Source organism: Streptomyces sp. CA-288835 (assembly GCF_050936385.1).
GTDB lineage: Bacteria > Actinomycetota > Actinomycetes > Streptomycetales > Streptomycetaceae > Streptomyces.
Window position 1 is genome coordinate 7282352 of record NZ_JBNJMW010000001.1, and the last position, 22638, is coordinate 7304989.

Here is a 22638-nt window from a genome sequence, read left to right on the forward strand (position 1 = left end):
GCTACGTCCTCCGAGCGTGCAGAAGCAGGATCGAGGACATGGATGGCGCGCGGCAGGCCAGCCTGTCCAGTGGACGCAAAGGGCGCGGTACGCCGTGGAAGGGCGCCCCCCGAAGTCGTACGACCTCGAAGCCGGACGCGGCCACGAACTCCCGTAGCGCGCGGGCGGTGTAGAGCCGCAGATGACCTACGACCTCCTGCCCTGGACGGCCGTGGATGGCGCGCAGGCTCACCTCGGAGAAGACGGGCTGGACTCCGGCGAGGAGCAGGGCGCGGTTGTACCAGGCGGCCAGGTTCGGGGTGGAGAGCATGAGATGACCTCCGGGGCGCAGGATCCGGTGGATCTCGTCGAGGGCCGCATCCGGGTCCACGAGGTGTTCGACGACCTCGCTGAACAGGACGGCGTCGGCGCAGCCGGACTTGAACGGCAGCCCGCCGTCGGTGAGTTCGCCGCGTACCACGTACGGGATGTGGGTGTGCGCGCGCTTCAGGGCGTCATGGGACCAGTCGACGCCGATGATGCGGTGGCCCGCGAGGAGCGGGGCGGCGGTCGCCGCGGCGCTGCCGTCGCCGCAGCCGATGTCGATGACGGTCTGTGCGCCGGAGGTGGCCGGGCCGAGGGCGTCGGCGAGCATCCGGGCCTGGCGGAGGCTGCGGGGGGTGCCGGAGGCGACGGTGACGTCCGGGTCCTCGTAGAAGTCCCGTAGTCCGTGCGGCCGTTCGCTGGTGGGCGGGGCGGTGGTCATGCGCCGTTCCCCCTCGCGGACTTCGTGGGTTTGTCCTTCTCGGGTTCCTCTTTGGACTCTTCCGCGTGTTCCGTCGCGTGCAGGTAGTGCTCGAACAGGTCGCGGAGGTGGCAGCCGTCGCCGTGGCTGAGGAGGGTGCGGGACCAGCGCAGCGCCAGGTGCAGCTTGCCCGCCGTGGCGGCCGTCGTGACCGTCAGGCCGCGGGGCATGCGCGCGGGCGCGGAGAACCACACCGCGTGCGCACGGCCCGCTCCCTCGCCGAAGTCGAGGGGGTACGGGACGCGGCCGATGTTGCTCAGCAGGGTCGTCGACGTCCAGGGCGCGGCAGCCTTGCGCAGCCCTCTGGTGAGGGCGGCCCGCCAGGGCACGGGAGCCCAGGGCGCGGTCAACAGGGCTGCTCCGTGGCCGAGTTGGGGCCGGGGCTGGGCCTTGAGAGCGCGCGTGCGGTCGGCCGTACGACGCAACAGGCCGGACAGGTCGGAGGCGTCCAGCTCCTCGAGTGAGAAGGGGACTTCGACGAGCCGGGTGCCGTTGCCGATGGGCATGTCCGTGCCGCGCGGCCGGTCGTCCACCGGCATCGTGATGCGCATCGGCCGGGGGCGGGCGCCGTGTTCCCGGTTCCAGTGGGCGAGCATCATCGCGGTGGCCACCATGAGCTGGTCGTTCACGGTGTAGGGGGAGCCCTTGGGCCGGTGCGGCACGTTCAGCTCGGACACGAGCATGCCGTTGCCGGGGGAGGGCTCGGGGGTGCCGTGGGCGACCCGGGCGGGCGGGGCCCAGCTGGAGGGGGCCTCAACCTCCGGGGGAGTGGCGCCTGTTGTACGAACCGGGGGCGCGGCGGGCGCGTTGTCGCGCCCCCCGTAGACCTCGGCCGCCGTGGCCAGGACCCTCAGGCAGGCGGGGCCGTCCAGCGCGGTGTGGTTGATGGTGAGGAAGAGAACGGTGCCGTCGTCCTCCGGATCCCGGACCACCTCCAGCCTGATCGGCGGGGACGCCGACAGGGGCGGGGCGGAGGCGAGCGCCCTGTCCCGGGCGTGCTTCAGGGCGTCGCGGTCCGGAGCCGGGAACGTCACCACATCGGCGACGTCCGGATCGTCGGTGAGTTCCCATTCATAGCGGCGGCGGTACCAAGGCCCTGCCGCCTCCCGCATCAGGATGCGGGGGTGGCGGTGCAGGGCCTCGGTGAAAGCCGTCTTCAGGCGGGCCGGGTCGAGGTGGCCCGGCAGGTGGACCTCGATGTGGACGGTCTCCGGCTCTTCCTCCTGGAGGCAGTGCCGGGCGACCTCGTCCACGACGGGGAACGGGATCCGGGCGGGTGGCCGTACGGGTCCGTCCGTGCCGTTGCGCGCCGGGTGGTCCAGGGTGGTCATTTGGGTTCGCCTTCCCCCGTCTCTTCCTTGTCCCGCGGTTCCGCCGCTTCCGTCTCCTCGGGACGCGTCGCCTTCAACTTCGGCTTACGGAGCGGGAAGCGGACGGTCGGCGGATCGGGGATCCGCCGGTCGGACTCCGGGCCCCGCGCGGAGACGGTGGGCCCGGCCTCGTACTTCGACGGTGTCTCGGGACCAGACTCCTGCGACTCCTCAGACGTCCGGGGCGGCGGCAGCAGTCCTCCCGGCGCACCCGGATCCGCACCCGCTCCGGACGGCGCCCCGGCTTCGGGCGCCCCCGACGGAGACGCCGTCCCGGATGCGTCCGGCCCGTACGTCTCCCCGCGCTGACGATGCGGCAGCGGCGCCGTCGGCGCCTCCGGGGCGGGCCCGGGCGGCGGCACAGGCGGAAGAACACCGAAGCCACCGGGACCTCCGGACTGCGCCCCCGGAGGCACAGTCCCCTGAGTCCCCTGAGGCGCCAGCTCGTCGCCCCGTACCGACACCAGGCCCGCGAACAGCCCGATCAGCGCAAGGAGTTGAGCCGCCTGGCCGAAGGACCCCTGGTCCGCCGAGGCCGGTGTCCCCGCGCCCGTGGCGGCGGCGATCCCGGCGCCCGCGAGGGCGAGGATCGCGATCGGCACCAGCAGCGTGTGCCGCTTCCACGCGATGAGCGCGAGCACCGGCACCAGCAGGGCGAAGAACCCGGCGATCACGGCGGCCACCAGCGTGAGCGCCACGGTGCCCAGGATCATCCCGGGGGCGGGCGGCAGCGGCGAGGGCTGGTCGGTGTTGGGCGAGCGACGGCGGAACAGGACGAGGCCCGCGAGCGCGAGTATCCCGACGCCGCCGCCGATCAGCCCGGCTTCGTACGTCGTGGAGGGCTCGTACGAGAGCTTGATGGTGCCGCCCTCGCCCGCCGGGATCCGCCAGCCCTGCTGCCAGCCGTCGAGCCGGACCGGGTCCAGTTCGTCGCCGTTCAGCGTGGCCTTCCAGCCTTCATTGAAGTTCTCGTACGTCGTCAGGTATGAGGCCGCGCCCGAGCCGGCGCTCACCTCGCGGCGGTCGCCCAGCCAGTCACGTATCTCCAGCTCACGCTCGGCCGCGGCGGGTGCCGTGACCGTGCCGCGGGTCAGCGTGACGTTCGTGACGGCCAACGGGCCGGCGTCGCCCGCCTCGACGCGGTGTGCGCCCGAGTCGAGGGAGAGCGAGGTGTCCGCGCGGCCCCGCTGGCAGAGCGTGATCTCGATGGGCCGCCGCTCCATGAGGTCCTGGACGGTGCCCTTCGCGCTCGTCTGGTACAGCTCGTCGTCCACGGCGAGGTCCGGGCCCTGGCCGCACGGCAGATCGAAGGTGCGGTCCTCGTCGGGCTGCTCGGTGCGGTACTCGTCGAGCGCCGGGACGTACGCCTCGGTGAGGCCGACCGGCAGCTGCAGATCGTCGTCGACGACCGGGTTGTGGACCTTCATCCGAGCGGTCTCGGTGATCGTGATGCTCAGCTCGTTGGTGGTGATCTCCGGGAAGCGGACGTTGCCGTTCTCGTCGACACCGGCGATCGCCGCGCCGTCCGGTGAGCTGATGTCCACCTTGGTGGCCCGGGTGGACAGACCGCCCGCGGGCGGCAGCACGATCTCGTCGATGGCCTTCTTGTCCGGCCAGCGCAGGTGGATCGTGGGGTTGTCCCCGGCGATCCAGGCGGTGGTCAGATCACCGTCGGTGAGATTGCGCGGCGACAGCCCGACACCGAGTCCGGCCGTGGAGTCGGCGGACGCGATGATCTGGTTCTGCTGCTCGGGCGCCACCCGGTAGAGCAGCTCGTCGAGTTCGGCACCCGGAACCGGGACCGCGCTCGCCTTCACCTCGTACGAGCCCGACGCCTCGGAGTTCCAGCGGCGGTGCAGGCCCGCTTCCGTGCCCGTCGGGGAGAAGCCGCCCGGGTCGGACGCCCGGTGCAGCGAGACGACCTCGGCGGCGGCCTCGGAGCGCTCGGCGTCCTTGGGGAGCCGCAGCATGCGGGTCACCTGGACGTCGGGGATGCTGATCTCGGAGAATCCGGCACCGGTGAGTCCGGCATGCCGGGCCACCGAGTCGACGATCGTGATCCGCAGCCAGTCCGTCTCGCCTTCGGGCGCCTTGATGCGCTGCCGCATGCCGTTGGCCTGGAGGAAGCTCGTCTTCGAGCCGCGTTCGGTCTCCACCTTCACCCGCGTCGGCGCCGAGCGGACGCTGTCCTGCGGCAGCGGCGTGACCCGGATCGAGGAGGGGATGTCGGTCTTCTCCGTGAAGCCGATCCGCAGCCACTCGCCGTCCGCCGAGCCCGAAGCGCCTTCGGCCCACGCGGTGTTGGGGTTGCCGTCGAAGGCGTTCACCGGGTCGTACTGCGGCAGATAGAACAGCCAGTTGCCGCTGGACGACGCGGTCACCGATTTGGCCCCGCGCAGTTCGGCCACCGTCTGGTGCTCGATGCCCTCCGTCGGCAGGATCTGGTGCGGCTTCTCACCGGCGTCCTGGAAGCTGCCGGAGTGATTGCGTTCGTCGCGGGTGTACGTGTACGAGGTGTTGGCGTTGACAAGACCGAACCGTGTGTCGGCCCGGCGCATCCCGTCACCCGTCACCTGGAGCGGAGGAGTGCCGAGCCCGGGGTGGTTGTCACCGGTCAGCACCGCGGCCCGGCCCCGCATCGCGGGATCGGCGGACACCGGCAGCAGCGCCTCGGGCCCGCCGGAGACGACGGCCGTGTCGGCGACCGCCTTCAGCCCGGCCTGGCCGGGCCGCGGCACGTCCTCATCGGCCGGCTCGTAGATCTCGACGGAGCGGTGCCGCGGATACAGGCCCTCGACCTGCACCGGGGTGTCCTCCGGGATCGTCCCGCCCGTCATCACCGGGCCGAGACCGGTCACCCGGCGGTAGCCCGACTCCTCCAGGGTGCGCTTGACGGTCGTGGACGGTACGTGGCCCATCTGGTCCGGGTCGAGATCGTTGCGTACGACGACGTAGTGGAGCCCGGAGCGGCTCAAGTAGTCGGCCAGGCCCGGGACTTCGCCGCCCGTCAGCAGTGCCTGCTCGACGGCGTCCATGGCGCGCCGGTTGCCCGCGGTGCCGAACGGTACGTAGTCCCGCTGGGCCCACCGGGATTCGGCGAGCACGTCGAGGGGCTGGTCGATGGGGGAGCCCCAGGTGTAGATGCCGTGCGCGGTGGCGGGGACGACGAGGGCGCGGGAGTCGGGGGAGTGCTTCTCCAGCCAGTCGGCCGTGGCCTGCCAGTACTTGGGGAGCTCCTGGAACGAACCCGGCTGCAGGATCGACCCGTTGAGGTAGGGCAGCGCGAGACCGGGCAGCACGAGGACCGCCGCGATCAGCGTGACGTACCGCCGGCCGCGTACGGGACGGGCGCCCCGGGTCTCGGAGGCCACGCCGACCAGGTGCATCAGCCCGAAGGCCAGCGCGAGGGCGAGGCCCACCTGGAACTTGTAGATGTTGCGGAAGGGCGCCAGGGCGCCGTCCAGCCAGCCCTGGAAGATCTCGTGGAAGGGCGCGCCGAACGAACCGGCGTACCCGGCAAGGGTGATGAGCGCGACCGACAGCACGACCAGGACCAGCCAGCGCCGCTCGGGCAGATCACGGCGGGCGAGCCCGGCGAGACCGAGGCCGGCCGCGAGGGCCGAGCAGACGATCACGAGCACCGAGGAGGCGACGGTCCAGCCGGCAGGCAGCCAGGCCTCGCCGAAGTTCAGATAGGCGACCCAGTTACCGGCGCCGCGCAGCATCTCCGTGGCCGACATGGTGGCCGTCGTGGTCGACGAACTCTCGATGTACGGAAGGAAGTTCTCGCCGTAGATGCCGAGCAGCAGCAGCGGAATGACCCACCAGGCCGTCGCCAGGATCACCCCCGGCACCCACCAGGCGATCAGCTTGCGCTGCCGCGGACCGCGCGGGCGGGACAGGAGATACAGGCCAACGGGCAGCAGAGCGGCCAGAGTTGTCGCCGCGTTCACACCGCCCATGAAGGGGATGAGCAGCGCCGAGCGCAGGGCGGCGATGCGCGCGCTGTAGCGCTCGTTGGTCAGCGGCAGCAGCACCCACGGCAGCATCGCGCCCGGCAGCGCCGCCGCCGAGGTCGAGCCGACGACGATCGTGAACACCGGCCACAGCGCGTACACGACCGCGCCGAGCAGCCGGGACGGGCGGCTGCCGATGCCGAGCCGCTCGGCCAGCCGCAGCGCACCCCAGAAGGCGACGCTCACGATGAGCGACAGCCACAGGCGCTCGGCCAGCCACACCGGTATGCCCAGCAGGTCGGTCAGCGCGTAGTACGGCAGCATCGGGAAGGCGTAACCGATGTACTGGTCGGCGATACCGCCGAAGCCGCCGCGATCGTGCCAGAGCTGACCCAGATCGGCCATGAACTGCCAGGGATCGACCGTGACTCCGAGCTTGGTCTCGAAGGTCTGCCGCCCCGGGTCCACGGCCAGGAACAACACGAACACCACGGCCCAGAACCCCAGCAGCCACCTTCGTGACCGCGGCCCCTCAGGGGGGTCCGGCACAGGAGGGAGGGGACGTGTCGGCGCCGGGGGAGGAGCCGACTGGACCGTACTGGTCATTGATACCGCCGGAGGATGAGGAGGAGATTCCAGGTGGCGAACTCGCGCAGCCCCGGCGCCTTCGCGACGGTTTCCGCGAGGAACGGCCAGTAGCGGGAGCGCGCCGAGACGACCGTGACGTCGTCTCTCTCGCGCACCTGCCTGAGGGTGGTTCCGATATGCACGGCGAAGAGGTTCTCGCCGAGGGTGTGTTTGGCGTCCTTGCCGGTACGCCGCTCGTAGCGGGCGCGGGCCCGCTCGGCACCGAAGTAGTGCCAGGGCGCCCACTCGTGGCCGCCCCAGGGGGACAGCCAGTTGGTGAACGACACGTAGATGAGTCCGCCGGGCTTGGTGACGCGGACCATCTCACTGATGAAGGTCTGCGGGTCGGCCACATGCTCGAGGACATTGGAGGAGAAGCAGACGTCGGCGACGCCGTCCGCGAGCGGCAGCAGATAGCCGTCCGCGACGACGGCGCCCTCGGGCGGCTTCTCGCCGAGTTCTTGTACGTCCGGCTCGAAGAGGTAGGCATGCGCGCCGCGCCGCCGGAACTCCTCGGTGAACCAGCCGCCACCGCCGCCGACGTCCACGACGGTCCGGTTGTTCACCGGACCGTCGTACGACTCCACTTGGTCGACGGCGTCACGGGCGAGCAGTGAGTAGCAGGCGTCAGGGTCGTCCTGCTCGTTGAGGAAGGCACGGAAGAGAGCGACGGAGCGGCGCAGCGAGGGGTCCTTCAGACCCGTCCCCGTACCCCTACCCGTACGTCTGCCTTTGCCCGTGCCTCTGCCGGAACCCGTGGAAGTGCTCATGGCTGGTAGCTCCTCACCGCCTCTGCCGCGACCGCGCGGAACTGCCGAACTGTCTGGTGCCAGCGGTACTGGGCGGCACGCTCCCGCGCCGCCTTGCCCATCAGGGTGCGGCGCTCGGCGGACAGAGCGAGGGTGCACCAGGCCGCAGCGAACGACGACTCGCCGCGGGCCAGCAGACCGGTCTCGCCGTCCACGATGGAGTCCCGCAGACCGGGTACGTCGAAGGAGATGGCCGGAGTCTCACGGGCGGCGGCCTCGGTCACCACCAGACCCCAGCCTTCGACGGCGGAGGGGTGCAGCAGCATCCAGGAGGCGCAGAGCAGCTCGTGCTTCTCGGCTTCGGAGACGTGGCCCCTGAACTCCACGCCAGGGCCCGCGAGTTGTTCCAGACGCTGCCGCTCGGGTCCGTCGCCGACGATCACCAGACGGCCGCCGGTGACCGGGCGGACCCGCTCCCACAGCCGCAGCAGCAGATCGATGCGCTTGTACTCGACGAGCCGTCCCATCGCCAGGAACAGCGGCTCCGGCGAGCGCTCGGCCCGCGGGCCCGGTTCCTCGACGCCGTTGTGGACGACCCGTATGCGCTCACGCTCGACACCTATGTCGCGCAGCGCGTGTGCCGTCGACGGGGAGACGGCGACCAGCAGATTCTTGCGCTGGGCACCCGCGAGCGCCCAGTGCTCGAGTCTTCGGCCGAGGCGGGCGGCGGGCGCAAGCGGACCGCCGAACCGCATCTTCCACAGATCGGTGTGGACGTGGTTGACCAGGCACAGGGTCGGGCCGCGATGCCACAACGGCGCCAGGTACGGCATCCCGTTGCAGACCTCCACCAGCAGATCGCAGTCGCCGACCTGGCGCTGGAAAGCGGAACGGACCTTCAGATAGTGGCCGAGGTCGCCCCCGGCCGACACGACTCGGTAGTCGCGGTACGCGGCCGGTCCCCCGCACAGCAGGGTGACCTGGTGGCCGAGTTGGGTCAGGCCCTCGGCGAGCTTGTCGACGAGGAGTTCGGAGCCGCCCGCCGCCGCGTTGCCGAAATCACGGCGGGCGAGGAAGACGATCCGGCGCGGCTGTGGGGAGCGCGCCGGCGGTCGCTGCGCGGTGCGGGGGAATGCAGCGCGCAGCGACGAAGGCACGTGCTGGGGCATGTGTGCTCCAACTCGTCTCGGGGTGCGGAACCAGCGTGGGGGATTCGGCGGGTGCGGGGTTTCCGACAAGGTCACGCGGGGCGGATGTGTGGTGGTTGTGGGACCGACTGTGGCGATGGTGTGGGCAGGCTGTGCTTGGGTGGGGGTGGATAGTTTTCGCCCAGTGGTTCGATGCTGCTACTCACCCAGGTGACAAATTCGGGGCTTTATTCCGCTGACGTCTCATCACATTGTGAGCGGCTGCTGGGACGACTCGGACGTTTCAGGATTTGGACGCCCGCGCACCACCAAAATGACCCCCACAAGTGCGAGCAGTGCGCCCGCTCCTGCCGCCCCGATGGGCAACGTCTGCCCCACCAGGCGCAGTTGGCGACTGTCGGCCTTGGCGAGTTTCACTTGCTCCTTCTGTGTGTCCGTGGTGAAGGCGAGGCGCTTGGCGTCCAGCAGAACCGCCGCATCCTCGTCGGAACCCGGCGCCCGCAGCGTCTGACGGATCCCGGTCGCGGCGTAGAGGATCCGGCCCGTGGGCTCGTCGACGACCAGCTCGACGCCGTGGTTGGCGTACCACTCCTCGGCGAGTACCTGGCTGCGCTCGGGCTGGTCCACGAGGGTGCCCGGCACCATCCGGGTGCCGTTCTTGGCGGGCGCCACCTTCGCGGTGAACCGCATGCCCTCGTACCCCTGGATCTTCTTCTTGCCCTGGTAGTTCAAGGTGATCGTCGAGCCCAGAGTGCTGTCCCACCAGCGGTAATCGCGCTTCTGCACGTCGAAGGGGAACTTCAGATACGCCTCACCCTCGATGTACGGCTTCTCCTGGCAGCAGTGGACCGGGGCGTTCGTCTTCCGGTTGGTCACCCAGCGCTCTGTCGTCCAGAGCAGCGCGTCGTGCGGGTCTGCCGCCGGCAGCGACTTCTCGGTGTCGAGGGTCGTGGACACGTCCCAGATCGCCCGCCCGTGCTTCTCGCTGTCGGCGACATCGCCGCGGACCTGCCGGGTGATCGTGATCTTTTTGTTGTGAACGGTTTCGATCTCGTCCGTGTCGAAATAGCTTCCCGTGCCGGTGAGTATGGTCTTGGAATCGATGTCGATCGGGTTCTGCTTAGCACGTGGCTCGACATACCAGGCGAGCAGGGGGGCCAGGACGAGCAAAAACACGCCCAAACCCAGCAGGACCAGCGACAACGGTGAGGCAGTGCGGCGCATCCGGGCACTCCAGAGGGCTTGTGGTGACCAGGCACAGAGATGTGCGGACACAGTGGTGGGAGGGTGCACAAGCGGTATGGGGCGGGAACCGTAGGCGCACCCTTGACGAAGTGTCAATGCATTGTCGAGACTGTCCCCTGCCGGAAGGGACCGGCTGGGGCGATTGAATGGGCAGGCAGCCGCACAGATTTCTGCTGCGGTTGACCGGGGTGGGACCGCCATTCAACCCGGTGGGACCACCTTTCGACTGAGAGGGCTGAACTTTCGTGCCCAGACTTCTTGCCGCCCTGCTGACGGTCACCGCCGCCGCCGTACTCGCCGTCGGCGCCGCCGTCGGCATCGTCGCGCTGCTGAACGCGACTCCAGAGCAGCCCAACACCCCCCTGATCACGTATGAGACGGCCGGCCAGGACCGCTGACCATGGCGCTCCGCACCCCGGCAACCACCGGAACCGTCACCGTGCGCTCGGCATGGCGTGACGTACCACGCCTCAAGGTCCGGCAGTTCGCGGCCATTGCCCTGGCCGAGGCGCCCGACCTCGCCGAGGAGATCCTTCGGGAGATCCGCCGCGAGTACCCCCACCTGCCCGTCGTCCTCGACGACTCCGGCGAACCCATGGCGCTGATCGGCATCCGCCGGGCCATCGAGGTCTTCATCCAGCACCTGGAGGCCGCCGAGGGCCGCCCGCGCGTCCACCCCGAGGTCTTCCAGGAGTTCGGCCGCGGCGAGGGCCTCAACGGCCGCAGCCTCGACTCGCTCCAGGCGATCTACCGCATGGGAGTACGCCTCGCCTGGCGCCGTTTCGCCGAGATCGGGCAGCGCGTGGAGATCCCACCGCCCGCGATGTACGAGCTCGTCGACGCCGGCTACGAGTACCTGGACGGCCTCGTCGACCAGTCCGTACGCGGCTACGCCGAGGCCGCCGCCCGGCAGGCAGGCGAACGGCTCCGCCTTCAGCGCGGGCTCATGGAACTGCTGCTCACCGAGCACCACCGGGGCGACCCGACCGAGGCGTTCGCCGAACGGGCCGCGCGCATCGGCTGGCCGATTCCCGGCAAGGTCGCGGTGGGCGTACTGCTGCGGCCCGCCCGGGAAGCCGTCGCCCCCGCCGTAGGGCAGGGCGTACTGCTGGACATGGAGTGCGAACAGCCCCGCATGGTCGTTCCCGACCCGGACGCCGCCGGGCGCCCCGAGCTCCTGCGGCGCGCGATGACCGGCTGGGCGGGCGCGATCGGCCCGCCGGTCCCACTGGCCGACGCGGCGAAGTCGCTGCGCTGGGCTGAGGCGGCGGTACGGCTGATGGAGCGCGGGCTGCTCCCCTCCGGGGACGTCCTCTACTGCACGGAACACACCGAGGCCCTGGTCCTCCTCCAGCCCGAGGAGCTGATCGACGACCTGGCGCGGCGGTCACTGGCGCCGCTCGGCCACTGCGGGCCCACCCATGGGCGCCGGCTGGCGGAGACGCTGCTGGCGTGGCTGGAGACGCGGGGCGGGGCGCCGGAGGTGGCGGCTCGGTTGGGGGTGCATCCGCAGACCGTGCGGTATCGCCTTCGGCAGATTCGGGAGTTGTGGGGGGACGAGATCGATGACCCGGATCGGCGGTTTGAGTTGGAGCTTGTGTTGCGGGCGCAGCGGTTGCGGGGGGAGCTGGGGGATCCGCGGGCTCGGCGTTGAGCGCCGGCGCCCGGCGGTGAGCTCGCGCCCGGCGCTTTTGTCGCGGGGCGACTAAGCGCAGGGGGCTGCGAGTTTTCCCTCGGCTGCGGGTTCGTCGTGGCTTGTCGCGCCCACGCGGCGGAGCCGCAAATTGACACAGCCCCGCGCCCCTAAAAGGGGCGCTCCCCTGTACCTAGGGAGCACAGCCACCCGCGTTTGCCCTGCTCAGGCGGTCGTGACTGCCTGCATATTGCCTGGCGAAAGCCACTATGCGTAGCCTGTGTTCGTCATGCCGATCGTCTGTTGAAATATCGAACACTAGGGAGGGGCCGGTCGTGGGACGTCTCGTGCCAGCCGTGACCCGGGCTCTCGACATTCTCGAGCTCTTTCTCGACGGGGACGGAACGCTTTCGGCCCCCGACATCGTGCGCAAGCTCCAGCTGCCGCGCACCACCGTGCACGAGCTGGTGACCACGCTCGCCGCTCGGCAGTACATCGTGCAAGTACCGGGTCAGCCCGGACGCTACCGCCTCGGTGTGCGCCCGTATCAGCTCGGCAGCCGCTACGCCGAGCAGCTGGACCTCGCCGCCGAGGGCCAGCAGGTCGCCCGTACCGTCGCGGAGACCTGCGACGAGACGGTGCACGTGGCCATCCTGGAGGGCACGGACGTCATCTACATCGCCAAGGTCGACTCCACGCACGCCGTGCGCATGGTGTCCGCCGCCGGACGTCGCCTTCCCGCGCACTGCACCTCCGTGGGCAAGATGCTGCTCGCCTCGCTCCCCGACTCCGAGCTGACCTCGCGGGTCCCCGAGGACGCCGAACTCATTGGGATGACACCGAACAGCATCACCGACCCGACTGTTCTGCGCGAGGCCCTCGCCGAGATCCGTCGCCGGGGCGTCGCCGTGGAGAGCCGCGAGTCGAACCCCGACGTCAGCTGCGTGGCCGCCCCCGTACGCGACCGCACGGGCCAGGTCGTCGCCGCGCTCTCCATTTCCGTACCGATGATCCGCTGGAGCGACGACCGCCGCGGCGAGCTGGAACAGCTCGCCATGAAGGGCGCCGCGGAACTGTCGGAGCGGCTCGGGCACCGGAGCGTGGCATGACCGTAGAAGTGGCCATACGTGAATACGCCACCCTGGGCGAGGGCCCGACCTGGGACGCCGCAGCCCAGCGGCTGATCTGGGTCGACATCCTCAGCTCCCGGGTCCATACGTACGAGCCGGACACCGGGCGCCGTACGGTCCTGACGACCGAGCAGCACGTGGGCGCCGCGAAGCCGCGTACGGGCGGAGGCCTGGTACTCAACCTCCGCGACGGCGTGGCGCTCATCGGCGCTGATGGCGCCGAGGGCCCGGACGGCTTCCGGTGGCTGCACCGGGAAGTCGTCCCCGGCCGCCGCGCCAACGACGCCGCGGTCGCCCCCGACGGTTCGCTGTGGGCGGGCACGATGCGCTACGACGAGGCACCGGGCGGTGGCACCCTCTCCCGCATCACCGCCGACGGCACGGTGGAAGTCGTCCTCGACGACGTCGCCGTCAGCAACGGCACGGGCTGGAGCCCCGACGGCACCCTGATGTACTACATCGACTCACCGACGCGCCGCATCGACGTCTTCGACGTGGGCGACGACCAACGCCCCGTCAATAGGCGCCAGTTGGCGTCTATCGAGGAGGGTGTCGGCTTCCCCGACGGCCTCACCGTCGACGCCGAGGGCTGCATCTGGGTAGCCCTCTGGGACGGCGCCGCAGTCCGCCGCTACACCCCGTCCGGGGACCTGGACCGTGTGATCGCCCTCCCCACCCCCCGCCCCACGGCTTGCGCCTTCGCGGGATCCGACCTGACGGACCTGTACATCACGACGGCCCGTACGGGTCTGGAGGCGCCGCACCCGATGTCAGGCTCGGTACTGGTGGTACCGGGCGCGGGGAAGGGGCTGACGCAGCCGCCGTTCGCGGGTTAGCGGCCAGTTCTTCGCGCGCGCATCCACCCGCGGGCTGGTACGCGGTGTCGGCCCCGTTAGGGGCGCGGGGCTGTGACATTTGCGGCTCCGCCGCGGGGCGCGACCAGCCACGACGGGCCGGCAGCCGCAATCCAACCCCGCCCTGCGGAGCGCCTACGCTTCCCCTGTCCAGCAGTTGGAGCCGCGGGCTGGCAGGCGCCCCGGGACGCGGGGCTGCATCAATTTGCGGCGCAGCCGAGAGTGGGGCGCGACCAGCCACCGACAACCCGCACATGCCCGCGAACAAGGACAACCCTCCCCGAAAGGAGACCATGCACACCGCCCGCTTCACACTCGACCCCGCCTTCACCATCGGCGAGGTCAACCCCCGTCTCTTCGGCTCCTTCGTCGAGCACCTCGGCCGCTGCGTCTACACCGGCATCTTCGAGCCCGACCACCCCTCGGCCGACGCCGGAGGCCTCCGCACCGATGTCCTGGACCTGGTCCGCGAACTCGGCGTCACCGCCATCCGCTACCCCGGCGGCAACTTCGTATCCGGCTACAAGTGGGAGGACTCGGTGGGCCCCGCGGACGAACGCCCCCGCCGCTTAGACCTCGCCTGGCACTCGACCGAGACCAACCGCTTCGGCCTCTCCGAATACATCGCCTTCCTCCGCAAGGTAGGCCCCCAAACCGAGCCCATGATGGCGGTCAACCTCGGCACCCGAGGCGTCGCGGAAGCCCTGGAACTCCAGGAGTACGCCAACCACACCTCCGGCACCGCACTCGCAGAGAAGCGCATAGCCCACGGTGACAAGGACCCCTTCGGCATCAAACTCTGGTGCCTCGGCAACGAGATGGACGGCCCCTGGCAGACGGGCCACAAGACGGCGGAGGAGTACGGCCGTATCGCCGCCGAGACGGCCCGCGCGATGCGCCAGCTCGACCCGACCGTCGAACTGGTCGCCTGCGGCTCCTCCAGCCAGAGCATGCCGACGTTCGCCGAGTGGGAGGCGACGGTGCTGGCAGAGACGTACGACCTCGTCGACTACATCTCTCTCCACGCCTACTACTGGCCGGACGACGGTGACATCGACTCCTTCCTCGCCTCCGCCGTCGACATGGAGTCCTTCATAGACAACGTCGTCGCGACCGCCGACCACGTGGGCGCGAAGCTCAAGTCGAAGAAGCGGATCAACCTCTCCTTCGACGAGTGGAACGTCTGGTACCTGCCCAAGTGGGAGGAGCACGCGAAGACGTTCGAGCAGGACGACTGGCCCGAGGCCCCCCGCCTCCTGGAGGACAACTACAGCGTCACCGACGCCGTCGTCTTCGGCTCACTCCTCATCGCCCTGCTCCGGCACGCGGACCGCGTGACCGTGGCCTGCCTCGCCCAGCTCGTCAACGTCATCGCCCCGATCATGACCCAACCGGGCGGCCCGGCCTGGCGCCAGACGACGTTCTTCCCGTTCGCCCAGGCCTCGCGCTACGGACGCGGCGAGGTCCTCGACGTACGGGTGGACTCCCCGACATACGAGACGAAGAAGTACGGGGAAACGGACCTGCTGCACGCCACGGCGGTGCGGGCGGAGGACGGCTCGGTGACGGTGTTCGCGGTCAACCGCAGCCGTACGGAGCCGCTACCGCTCGAAGTTGCCCTAAACAGCTTGGAGTTGACCTCCATGCTCGAGCACACGGCCCTCGCGGACACCGACCCCGACGCCCGCAACACCCTCGACAACCCGGAACGCGTCACTCCGCACCCCGTGGACGGCACAACCCTCCAGGACGGCACGCTTAACGCCGTACTGGAGCCGCTGTCCTGGAACGTGATCCGGCTGCGCTAGTACGTCCACCAGCAGAGTCCCCTCGTACGACGACGTGGGGAGGGTCCTCACCAACCAGCCCTCCCCACGATCGTCGACGCGCCCCCGTCGGACGTACGCGCCTCACGGCCTCATGCCCCCTCAGGCTTGGGAGTCCGTGCCGGCGGCCTCGGCCAGGACCCGGGCCAGCTCGGCGGGCTTGGTGAACATGGGCCAGTGCCCCGAGTCGATGTCGACGAAGTCGACGTGCTTTGCCCGGGCGAGTTCCGGGGAGTCGCCGGAGTCGATCAACTCCCGCGCCTGAGCAGGCGTGAACTCCGGGCACACAACCACGACCGGCACGTCGAACCGCCGCTCGTCCGTCAGCCGCACCACGCCCTTGGCGACGCCTGCGGGCACGGGGATCGCGGCAGCCGCGAACTCTCGCCTGGCCTCGTCGTCGAGGTCGGCGGCGTCCGGCCCCTCGAAGGGGCCCCAGCCCGGAAAGGGCATGACGCCGTCCGTCACCTCGAAGAAATCGGCGTACGGCTGACCGTCGCCGGACGGAAAGCCACCGACGAGGGCAACCTTGGCCACCCCCTCCGGCCGCCGGTCGGCGGCAAGCCAGGCCAGCGCGCACGCAGCTGAATGCCCCACCACCATGGGCTTACCGTCCGCCGCGTCCACCGCGGCGACCACCGCCCCCACCTGGTCATCGAGCGTGGCGGACACGCGGCCGTCCCCCTGCCCCGGCAGAGTAACCGGCACCGCCCGATGCCCCACCGCCTCCAGCCCGGCCGCAACCCGACCCCACACGGATCCCTCCAGCCACAGCCCACCAATGAGCAGGATGTCCATGGTCACTTCCCCTTCTCCAGCCCGATGGCCATCACCGTAGGACGAGGCCTCTGGAGTACGGGGGTGATCGCGGAAATGTGACACTCGACCCCGTCACTGTCACATTCCCACGACAGCTACCTGCCCTACCGCTGAACTCCTTTGAGCCTCTGGGAGGCGGCCGCCCACTCGCGGTCGAGCATGGCGTGGACGACCGAGTCGCGCCATCGGCCGGCCTTGAAGATGTGCTCGCGGATGGTGCCCTCCTCGACCATGCCCGCGGCGGCCATGGTTCTCGCCGATGCCTCGTTGAGTGGGGAGCGTGCTCCCCAGATGCGGTGCAGGCCCAGGTCCTCGAACCCGAGGCCGAGGAGGAGGCGTACGGTCTCGATGCCGTAGCCGACTCCCCAGGTATCGGGGTGCAGGGCGAAGCCCATGGTGGCGCCGCGTTGCTGATGCGGGTCGGTGGCGAGGCGGCCGGAGCCGATCAGCTTGGCCGTTTTCCGTTCGACGACGGCGAGTTGGTACTCGGTGCGCGGGGTCGCGGTGGCGGAGGCGATCGATTCGGACAGGACCTGCGTGACCTGTTCGCGGGTGCGCGCTGCGAACGACAGGTGCTCCGTGGTTACGGAGCTGCTGTAGACGGCGAGCATCGCATCCACGTCCTCGTCGGCGAGTTCACGCAGATCAAGACGTGGACCGGAACGTGAGACCGGGTACATGCCCGGACCCTACCCACGGGGCAGAACATGCCGGGCCGGGCGGGACACCCTCAGCAGGCGTACGGAGCGTGTCCGACGCACCCGCCCGGACATTGCCACGTCATGCAGGGCGGAGGCCCCCCTCTCCTCCAACCCCCGGGCCTCCGCGAACTCACCGAGCAAGAGCCACACCCGACTCGAGCGTTCCGTCGGTTGGCCGGTGCAGCGCTGCGAACCGGGTGGATGCTGCACGCCGACGGCTGTCCTTTGGCAGCCAACCCAGTCGCTTCGCCACTGAACCGAGTCCGCTCGACCGTACGTCGGTGGCCGTGAGCTGCCGGATATGCGAGGCGATTGCCATCGTCCGTTGCCGTTGAGGGCGTCGGGTCGGCGATCCCGGCAACACGCCTAAGCCGTACGCCACTTGAACAGCGCTCCCGAAGCGGCCGCCGAGGCGGCGAGGATGCCCGTGCACCAGGCGAGCGCCACCCACCCCGTCGAGCCCACCGGCTGCCCGAGCAGCAGTCCGCGTACCGCCTCGATGACCTGGGTGACGGGCTGGTGGGTGGCGAAGCCCTGGAGCCACGACGGCATGTCGTCGATCCGCACGAAGGCGCTGCTCGGGTAGGGCAGGAAGCTCACGAAGAAGGTGAAACCCCCGGCTGCCTCGGGGGACTTGACGAGCAGGCCCACCGCGGCGGACAGCCAGGAGAGCGCCGCGATGTAGGCGACCAGGAGGCCGATCGCGGCGAGCCAGCCGCCCGGGCCGGCCGAGGGGCGGAAGCCGATCGCGAAGGCGAGCGCGAAGACCAGGGCGGTGGCGATCAGGTTCCGGGCCGTGGAGGCGAGGACGTGGCCCGCCAGGATGGGGGAGCCGCCGATGTCGAGGGACCGGAAGCGGTCGATGATGCCGCCCTTGAGGTCCTCGGTGACGGCCACGGCGGTGCTGGCCGAGCCGAAGCCGGCGCACAGCAGCAGGACGCCGGGGACGACGTAAGTGACGTACTTCGTACCGGTGTTGATGGCTCCGCCGAAGAAGTACACGAAGATCAGGAGCAGCATCACCGGGAGCGCCATGGCCATGATCAGGGCGTCGACGTTGCGGCGGCTGAGCCGGACGGAGCGGCCGGTCATGATGAGTACGTCAGACATGGCTGGGCTCCTGGCGTGCGGGCTGTGTCGGCTTCGTGAGGCTCAGGAAGACGTCGTCGAGGGTGGCTGTGTGCAGCGAGAACCGTTCGATGGCCGTGCCGTCGGGGTCCAACGCGTCGAGCAGCGCCCGCACCTGGGGCGCGCCGCCGTCAGTGGGGAAGCCCAGGGTGCGGGTCTCGGGCTCGCTGTACATCGCCTGTGACACCAGGCGCAGATAGGCGGCCGGGTCGGTCAGGACGACGTCGAGGCGGTGGCCCGCGACGCGCCGCTTCAGCTCCTCGGAGGTGCCCTCGGCGATCAGCTCGCCGCCGTGCAGCACGGCGATACGGTCCGCCAACCGGTCGGCCTCCTCCAGGTACTGGGTGGTCAGGAAGACCGTCGTACCCCGCGCCGACAGCTCGCGCACCACGCTCCACAGCTCTTGGCGGCTGCGCGGGTCGAGGCCTGTCGTCGGCTCGTCCAGGAAGATCACTTTGGGTTCGCCCACCAGGGACGCGGCCAGGTCGAGGCGCCGCCGCATGCCTCCCGAGTACGTCTTGACCAGGCGGTCGGCGGCGTCGGCGAGGTCGAAGCGGTCGAGGAGTTCGGCGGCCCGGGTGCGTGCGGCGGCACGGGAGGTGCGGGCGCCGCCGTGTGTGCGGGCGAGCCGGGCCATCATCCGCAGGTTCTCCGCGCCGGTCTGCATCTCGTCGACCGCCGCGAACTGGCCGGTGAGGCTGAGCGCGCGGCGGGCCCGGGCCCGCTCGGTGCGCAGGTCGTGCCCGGCGACCCTGGCGGTGCCCGCGTCGGCCTCGGTGAGCGTGGCCAGGATGCGCACGATCGTGGTCTTGCCCGCGCCGTTCGGGCCGAGCAGGGCGTGCACGGTGCCGCGCGGCACCGTCAGGTCGAGACCGCGCAGGACCTCGACCTTTCCGTAGGTCTTGCGAAGGCCGGTGGCCTCGATGGCGGGTGCGTCGGGCATGGCCTCGCCTCTCCATGACTCTTACTGCGTAACCCTTACGCATTACTGTGTAAGGGTTACGCAGAACTAGGATGTACGTCAAGCCGGAGGCCCGAGGAACGGTCCCGGATGCGCAGAGGGAGGCGACGCGGATGGCGGCGGCGGACGAGGACACCGGCCTGCCCGCGAGCCTCGCGACGGCCTGGGGTTTCAGGGCCCGCCCCTCGAAGGGGCCGAAGCCGGGGCTCAGCCTGGACCGCATCGTGGCCGCGGCGGTGGGCGTGGCGGCCACCGAGAGCATCGGGGCGGTGTCGATGGGGCGCGTCGCCAAGGAGCTCGGCGTCTCGCCGATGTCGCTCTACCGGTACGTCGGCGCCAAGGACGAGCTCTACATCCTGATGCAGGAGGCGGTCACGCCCGCGCCCCCCGAACCGCTGCCCGACGGGGCCGGGTGGCGCGCGGGGCTGACCCGGTGGGCGCGGGCCCAGCGCGCGTTCTTCTACGAGAACCTGTGGCTCCTGCGGATCCCCACCTCCGGGCCGCCCGCGAGCCCGAAGTCGGTGGCGTGGATGGAGTACGGCCTCGCGGCCCTCGACGGCACGGGGCTCGACGAGGGTACGAAACTCGGCGTGATCATGCTGGTCAGCGGCTATGTGCGCAACGAGGCGACGCTGATGTCCGACCTGGATGCCGCGTACACGGCGCGCGGCCACACCCCCGACGAGGTCTTGCGCCGCTACCGGCGCACCCTCGCCACCCTCACCGACCCCGAACGCCACCCGGCCGTCACGCGCCTCCTCGAATCCGATGCCCTGGCCCAGGCGGACGAACCGGACGCGGACTTCGAGTTCGGACTCGAGGTCGTGCTCGACGGGGTGGCGGCGCTGATCGCGCGGCGCGGTTAGGCACTACACCCGCTTCGATCCCGAGCCCCGCGGCAGCGAGTCCTCCGCCCTGTCGTGAGGAGAACCGGCACTGTCCATCTGCCTCCAGGCCGGGAAGATCACCGGGCACAGCGTGGCGAGCAGATACACACCGCCGACCGCGAGCAGCGACGAGGACAGGCCGGCCGAATCCACGAGGAAGCCCGCAGCCAGTCCGCCCAGAGGAGTGACCAGCTGGAACGAGGCTGTTGTCGCGCTGAGTACGCGGCTGCGCAGTTCCTCCGGCACCGTCTCGTACATCACGGTGGCCATGATGGGGTTGAGCACACCGCAGGCGAGCCCCTCAACCGCCATCATCACCGCCAGCGGCGCGAAAGAGTCGGTGAAGGCGGCCACCACGAAGCGCGGCAGGCCCACGATGAGAAACGCGATCGTGAACACCGGCCACCGCCGAAAGCGGCTGCCCACCGCCCCATAGGCCAGCGCCCCCGTGAGCGCGCAGATCCCGAACGAAGCCTCCAGCAGACCGAGATCGACGGAACCACCCAGCTCCTCACGGGCATGTACGGGGAGGAGTACAGCGCTCCATCCCTGGTCGAGGCCCCTGGTCACCAGCGTCATGAGGCACAGGCTCAGCAGCAACGGCGTGGCCGCCACGAAGCGATAGCCCTGTCCCAGCTCACGACGGTAGGCACGCAACGACATCGGCTCGGCTCGCGGCCGGGCCTGCGCCTCGGGCAGGCCGCGCACCCCGAACGTGAACAGCGGCGCGGACACGGCGAAGGTCGCGGCATCCACCAACAGGACGTTCTCGGCCCCGAGTACGGCGATGAGCACACCCCCGAGAGCCGATCCAGTCAGCGCCGCACAGCGTGACGCACCGTCGTACAGCCCGGCAGCCCTGGGCAGCGGCATCCGGGCGCGTTCGGCGAGCGTCGGCAACAGCACGCCGCGGGCAGTTTCACCCGGCGTACGGAACAGCCCGGTGACCGCCATCAACGCGCACAGCATCCAGAACTGCAGGACACCGGCGAACTGCAGCAGCGGGATCGCCGCAACGGCCACTCCGCAGACGAGGTCCGACATGACGGCCACCCGCCGCCGCCCGATCCGGTCGATGACCGGACCACCGACAAGCGCAGCGAGGACTACGGGCAGCATCGTGCAGAACGCGACGATGCCGGCCTTGGCGGCACTGCCCGTGCTCTGCAGCACGAACCACGGCACGCCCATGTACGTGAGGCAACTCCCGGTGATCGAAACGACGTTGGCGGCAAGGACCGTTGCCAGAGGACGGCGATCACCGGGCAAGGAATCTACGGAATCTTCGGACACTGCGGTGGTCTCCCATGAGGGGAAGCGCCCACCGCGAACGAAGCAGTCAGCCGGTGGGCGAAGCGAAGTGGTCGGCGTCTGGCGCGCAGAACAAGGCGCACCGCTCAGATGCGGCGTTCACAAGCCTCGCCTCCAGCACTTCGCCGGGATGACCACCCGGCACCTCCAGGCATTCTCATCTCCGGCCCCAGCCCTCCGCAACGACGATTCGTTCGCAAGGGGCGGGCTCGCACAGGGAGTCGTCCGAGATGCGCGGATGAGGGCAGATCCGCTGAAGAGGCGGGGCGCCCGTTGTCGGAAGCCGCCCGACTCCAAGGCGTCTTCACATCGTTTTTAACCTCTTCTCAGCTTGAGCCACTACTGTCGGCCCGTCGATCCCTACTGAGCCGGTAGGAAAGCTAGGAAAGACGGGACGGACTCGTATGCGCACCCTGGTGCTGCTCGCCTTGGCGGGCCTAGGTGCCCAACTGGTCGACGGTAGCCTGGGCATGGCCTACGGCGTGACCTCGACCACCCTGCTGCTCGCCATGGGCACCAACCCGGCCGCGGCCTCGGCCACGGTTCACCTCGCGGAGATCGGTACGACGCTGATGTCCGGCGCCGCGCACTGGCGGTTCGGGAACGTGGACTGGAAGGTCGTCGCCAAGATCGGGGTGCCGGGAGCGGTGGGCGCGTTCCTCGGTGCGACCGTTCTGTCCCAGCTGTCCACCGCGGTCGCCGAGCCGGTGATGTCGCTGATCCTGCTCGGGCTCGGGCTGTATGTGATGTCCCGGTTCACGTTCCGCGGCATGCCCAAGGGCAATCTCGGCAAGCCGCTGCGCAAGAGGTTCCTGTCGCCGCTCGGCGTGGTCGCAGGGTTCCTGGACGCGACCGGCGGAGGCGGCTGGGGCCCGGTGGGTACGCCGGCGCTGCTGGCCAGCGGGCGTATGGAGCCGCGCAAGGTGATCGGCTCCATCGATACGAGCGAGTTCCTCGTCGCCATCGCCGCGAGCCTGGGCTTCCTCTTCTCGCTCGGCTCGCAGGGACTCAACTGGGCCTGGGTCGCCGCCTTTCTCCTCGGCGGACTGATCGCCGCCCCGATCGCGGCCTGGCTGGTACGCCTCGTCCCGCCGCGCGTTCTGGGCTCGGCGGTCGGCGGCGTCATCATCGTGACGAATGTCCGTACGTTGCTGAAGAGCGACTGGGTCGACGCGTCCAGCTCGCTGACCACACCCGTCTACGTACTCCTGTACGCGCTGTGGGCCGCCGCCCTGACGTACTCGATCCGCGCCTACCGCAAGGAGCAGGCGACGGAGACCGAGTCCGTCGAGGAGCCGCAGCCCGTCACGGCGGCCTGAGGACCCCTGAACCACGTACGACTTGAGGGGACGCGGTGAGCGTCACGCTCACCGCGAGCGGCGGTGCATCGCGAAGTGTGCGAGTCCGTTCCTTGACGTCCGGCGGCCGTGCGAGCGAAGCGCCGCCTTCGCGCCCAGGGCCAGCATCCTGACGATCACGTTGCGTGGATGCCTGCGCGCACCGTTGACG

At 70.1% G+C, this 22638-nt stretch carries 18 protein-coding genes; 7 read left to right on the forward strand and 11 right to left on the reverse strand.

The window, feature by feature from the left end:
* Position 1 precedes the first annotated feature (1 nt).
* The 6 genes from ACQEVY_RS32945 to ACQEVY_RS32970 form a co-directional block, all read right to left on the reverse strand.
* Positions 2 to 745, reverse strand: a complete 744-nt coding sequence (locus ACQEVY_RS32945) for a class I SAM-dependent methyltransferase (RefSeq protein ID WP_432953029.1) — start codon at positions 743 to 745, stop codon at positions 2 to 4.
* Positions 742 to 2115, reverse strand: coding sequence for a condensation protein (locus ACQEVY_RS32950; RefSeq protein ID WP_432953030.1), 1374 nt, complete (start codon positions 2113 to 2115; stop codon positions 742 to 744). The genes ACQEVY_RS32945 and ACQEVY_RS32950 overlap by 4 nt, the downstream gene beginning before the upstream one ends.
* A complete protein-coding gene (locus ACQEVY_RS32955; protein ID WP_432953031.1) occupies positions 2112 to 6716 on the reverse strand; it encodes an alpha-(1->3)-arabinofuranosyltransferase in 4605 nt (1534 codons plus the stop codon). Before ACQEVY_RS32955 ends, ACQEVY_RS32950 begins: the two co-directional genes overlap by 4 nt.
* Positions 6713 to 7435, reverse strand: a complete 723-nt coding sequence (locus ACQEVY_RS32960) for a class I SAM-dependent methyltransferase (RefSeq protein WP_432955515.1) — start codon at positions 7433 to 7435, stop codon at positions 6713 to 6715. The genes ACQEVY_RS32955 and ACQEVY_RS32960 overlap by 4 nt, the downstream gene beginning before the upstream one ends.
* A gap of 68 nt (positions 7436 to 7503) precedes the next feature.
* Entirely contained in the window at positions 7504 to 8655 is a 1152-nt protein-coding gene (locus ACQEVY_RS32965) for a glycosyltransferase family 4 protein (protein WP_432953032.1), read from the reverse strand.
* Positions 8656 to 8880: 225 nt separating this feature from the next.
* Positions 8881 to 9858: a DUF3068 domain-containing protein gene (locus ACQEVY_RS32970; protein WP_432953033.1), complete on the reverse strand. Its 978-nt coding sequence runs from the start codon at positions 9856 to 9858 to the stop codon at positions 8881 to 8883.
* A gap of 266 nt (positions 9859 to 10124) precedes the next feature.
* Between ACQEVY_RS32970 and ACQEVY_RS32975 the strand changes: the two genes are divergently transcribed.
* The 5 genes from ACQEVY_RS32975 (at position 10125) to ACQEVY_RS32995 (ending at position 15304) form a co-directional block, all read left to right on the forward strand.
* Positions 10125 to 10277, forward strand: coding sequence for a hypothetical protein (locus ACQEVY_RS32975; RefSeq protein WP_432953034.1), 153 nt, complete (start codon positions 10125 to 10127; stop codon positions 10275 to 10277).
* Between the two features lie 2 nt (positions 10278 to 10279).
* The gene (locus ACQEVY_RS32980) at positions 10280 to 11533 is read left to right on the forward strand and encodes a PucR family transcriptional regulator (protein ID WP_432953035.1); all 1254 of its coding nucleotides are present in this window, start codon (positions 10280 to 10282) and stop codon (positions 11531 to 11533) included.
* A gap of 314 nt (positions 11534 to 11847) precedes the next feature.
* Positions 11848 to 12621 carry an IclR family transcriptional regulator gene (locus ACQEVY_RS32985; protein WP_432953036.1) on the forward strand — a complete coding sequence of 258 codons (774 nt, stop codon included), beginning with the start codon at positions 11848 to 11850 and terminating at the stop codon, positions 12619 to 12621.
* Entirely contained in the window at positions 12618 to 13478 is an 861-nt protein-coding gene (locus tag ACQEVY_RS32990; RefSeq protein ID WP_432953037.1) for an SMP-30/gluconolactonase/LRE family protein, read from the forward strand. Before ACQEVY_RS32985 ends, ACQEVY_RS32990 begins: the two co-directional genes overlap by 4 nt.
* A 311-nt stretch (positions 13479 to 13789) precedes the next feature.
* Positions 13790 to 15304 carry an alpha-N-arabinofuranosidase gene (locus ACQEVY_RS32995; protein WP_432955516.1) on the forward strand — a complete coding sequence of 505 codons (1515 nt, stop codon included), beginning with the start codon at positions 13790 to 13792 and terminating at the stop codon, positions 15302 to 15304.
* A gap of 120 nt (positions 15305 to 15424) precedes the next feature.
* On the opposite strand, the gene ACQEVY_RS33000 is transcribed toward ACQEVY_RS32995, so the two are convergent.
* The 4 genes from ACQEVY_RS33000 to ACQEVY_RS33015 all read right to left on the reverse strand — a co-directional run bounded on the left by ACQEVY_RS33000 (position 15425) and on the right by ACQEVY_RS33015 (position 18913).
* Positions 15425 to 16120: an alpha/beta fold hydrolase gene (locus tag ACQEVY_RS33000; RefSeq protein ID WP_432955518.1), complete on the reverse strand. Its 696-nt coding sequence runs from the start codon at positions 16118 to 16120 to the stop codon at positions 15425 to 15427.
* Positions 16121 to 16245: 125 nt separating this feature from the next.
* A complete protein-coding gene (locus ACQEVY_RS33005; RefSeq protein ID WP_432953038.1) occupies positions 16246 to 16821 on the reverse strand; it encodes a GNAT family N-acetyltransferase in 576 nt (191 codons plus the stop codon).
* A 387-nt stretch (positions 16822 to 17208) separates the two neighbouring features.
* Positions 17209 to 17952, reverse strand: coding sequence for an ABC transporter permease (locus ACQEVY_RS33010; protein WP_432953039.1), 744 nt, complete (start codon positions 17950 to 17952; stop codon positions 17209 to 17211).
* Complete coding sequence (locus tag ACQEVY_RS33015) at positions 17945 to 18913, reverse strand: ATP-binding cassette domain-containing protein (RefSeq protein WP_432953040.1); 969 nt, start codon at positions 18911 to 18913, stop codon at positions 17945 to 17947. Before ACQEVY_RS33015 ends, ACQEVY_RS33010 begins: the two co-directional genes overlap by 8 nt.
* Before the next feature lie 131 nt (positions 18914 to 19044).
* On the opposite strand from ACQEVY_RS33015, the gene ACQEVY_RS33020 reads away from it, so the two are divergent.
* On the forward strand, positions 19045 to 19797 hold the full coding sequence (locus tag ACQEVY_RS33020) for a TetR/AcrR family transcriptional regulator (RefSeq protein ID WP_432955520.1): 753 nt from the start codon (positions 19045 to 19047) through the stop codon (positions 19795 to 19797).
* 3 nt (positions 19798 to 19800) lie between these two features.
* Here ACQEVY_RS33020 and ACQEVY_RS33025 read toward each other — a convergent pair whose 3' ends face one another.
* Positions 19801 to 21111 carry an MFS transporter gene (locus tag ACQEVY_RS33025; protein WP_432953041.1) on the reverse strand — a complete coding sequence of 437 codons (1311 nt, stop codon included), beginning with the start codon at positions 21109 to 21111 and terminating at the stop codon, positions 19801 to 19803.
* Between the two features lie 422 nt (positions 21112 to 21533).
* Here ACQEVY_RS33025 and ACQEVY_RS33030 point away from each other — a divergent pair, with 422 nt between their 5' ends.
* Positions 21534 to 22448 carry a sulfite exporter TauE/SafE family protein gene (locus ACQEVY_RS33030; protein ID WP_432953042.1) on the forward strand — a complete coding sequence of 305 codons (915 nt, stop codon included), beginning with the start codon at positions 21534 to 21536 and terminating at the stop codon, positions 22446 to 22448.
* Positions 22449 to 22638 lie beyond the last annotated feature (190 nt).

Bases quoted from the DNA above. Each gene is read 5' to 3' on its own strand.
- ACQEVY_RS32945 (WP_432953029.1), bottom strand. From the start codon at position 745: ATGACCACCGCCCCGCCCACCAGCGAACGGCCGCACGGACTACGGGAC.
- ACQEVY_RS32950 (WP_432953030.1), bottom strand. From the start codon at position 2,115: ATGACCACCCTGGACCACCCGGCGCGCAACGGCACGGACGGACCCGTA.
- ACQEVY_RS32955 (WP_432953031.1), bottom strand. From the start codon at position 6,716: ATGACCAGTACGGTCCAGTCGGCTCCTCCCCCGGCGCCGACACGTCCC.
- ACQEVY_RS32965 (WP_432953032.1), bottom strand. From the start codon at position 8,655: ATGCCCCAGCACGTGCCTTCGTCGCTGCGCGCTGCATTCCCCCGCACC.
- ACQEVY_RS32970 (WP_432953033.1), bottom strand. From the start codon at position 9,858: ATGCGCCGCACTGCCTCACCGTTGTCGCTGGTCCTGCTGGGTTTGGGC.
- ACQEVY_RS32980 (WP_432953035.1), top strand. From the start codon at position 10,280: ATGGCGCTCCGCACCCCGGCAACCACCGGAACCGTCACCGTGCGCTCG.
- ACQEVY_RS32990 (WP_432953037.1), top strand. From the start codon at position 12,618: ATGACCGTAGAAGTGGCCATACGTGAATACGCCACCCTGGGCGAGGGC.
- ACQEVY_RS32995 (WP_432955516.1), top strand. From the start codon at position 13,790: ATGCACACCGCCCGCTTCACACTCGACCCCGCCTTCACCATCGGCGAG.
- ACQEVY_RS33000 (WP_432955518.1), bottom strand. From the start codon at position 16,120: ATGGACATCCTGCTCATTGGTGGGCTGTGGCTGGAGGGATCCGTGTGG.
- ACQEVY_RS33005 (WP_432953038.1), bottom strand. From the start codon at position 16,821: ATGTACCCGGTCTCACGTTCCGGTCCACGTCTTGATCTGCGTGAACTC.
- ACQEVY_RS33010 (WP_432953039.1), bottom strand. From the start codon at position 17,952: ATGTCTGACGTACTCATCATGACCGGCCGCTCCGTCCGGCTCAGCCGC.
- ACQEVY_RS33015 (WP_432953040.1), bottom strand. From the start codon at position 18,913: ATGCCCGACGCACCCGCCATCGAGGCCACCGGCCTTCGCAAGACCTAC.
- ACQEVY_RS33020 (WP_432955520.1), top strand. From the start codon at position 19,045: ATGGCGGCGGCGGACGAGGACACCGGCCTGCCCGCGAGCCTCGCGACG.
- ACQEVY_RS33030 (WP_432953042.1), top strand. From the start codon at position 21,534: ATGCGCACCCTGGTGCTGCTCGCCTTGGCGGGCCTAGGTGCCCAACTG.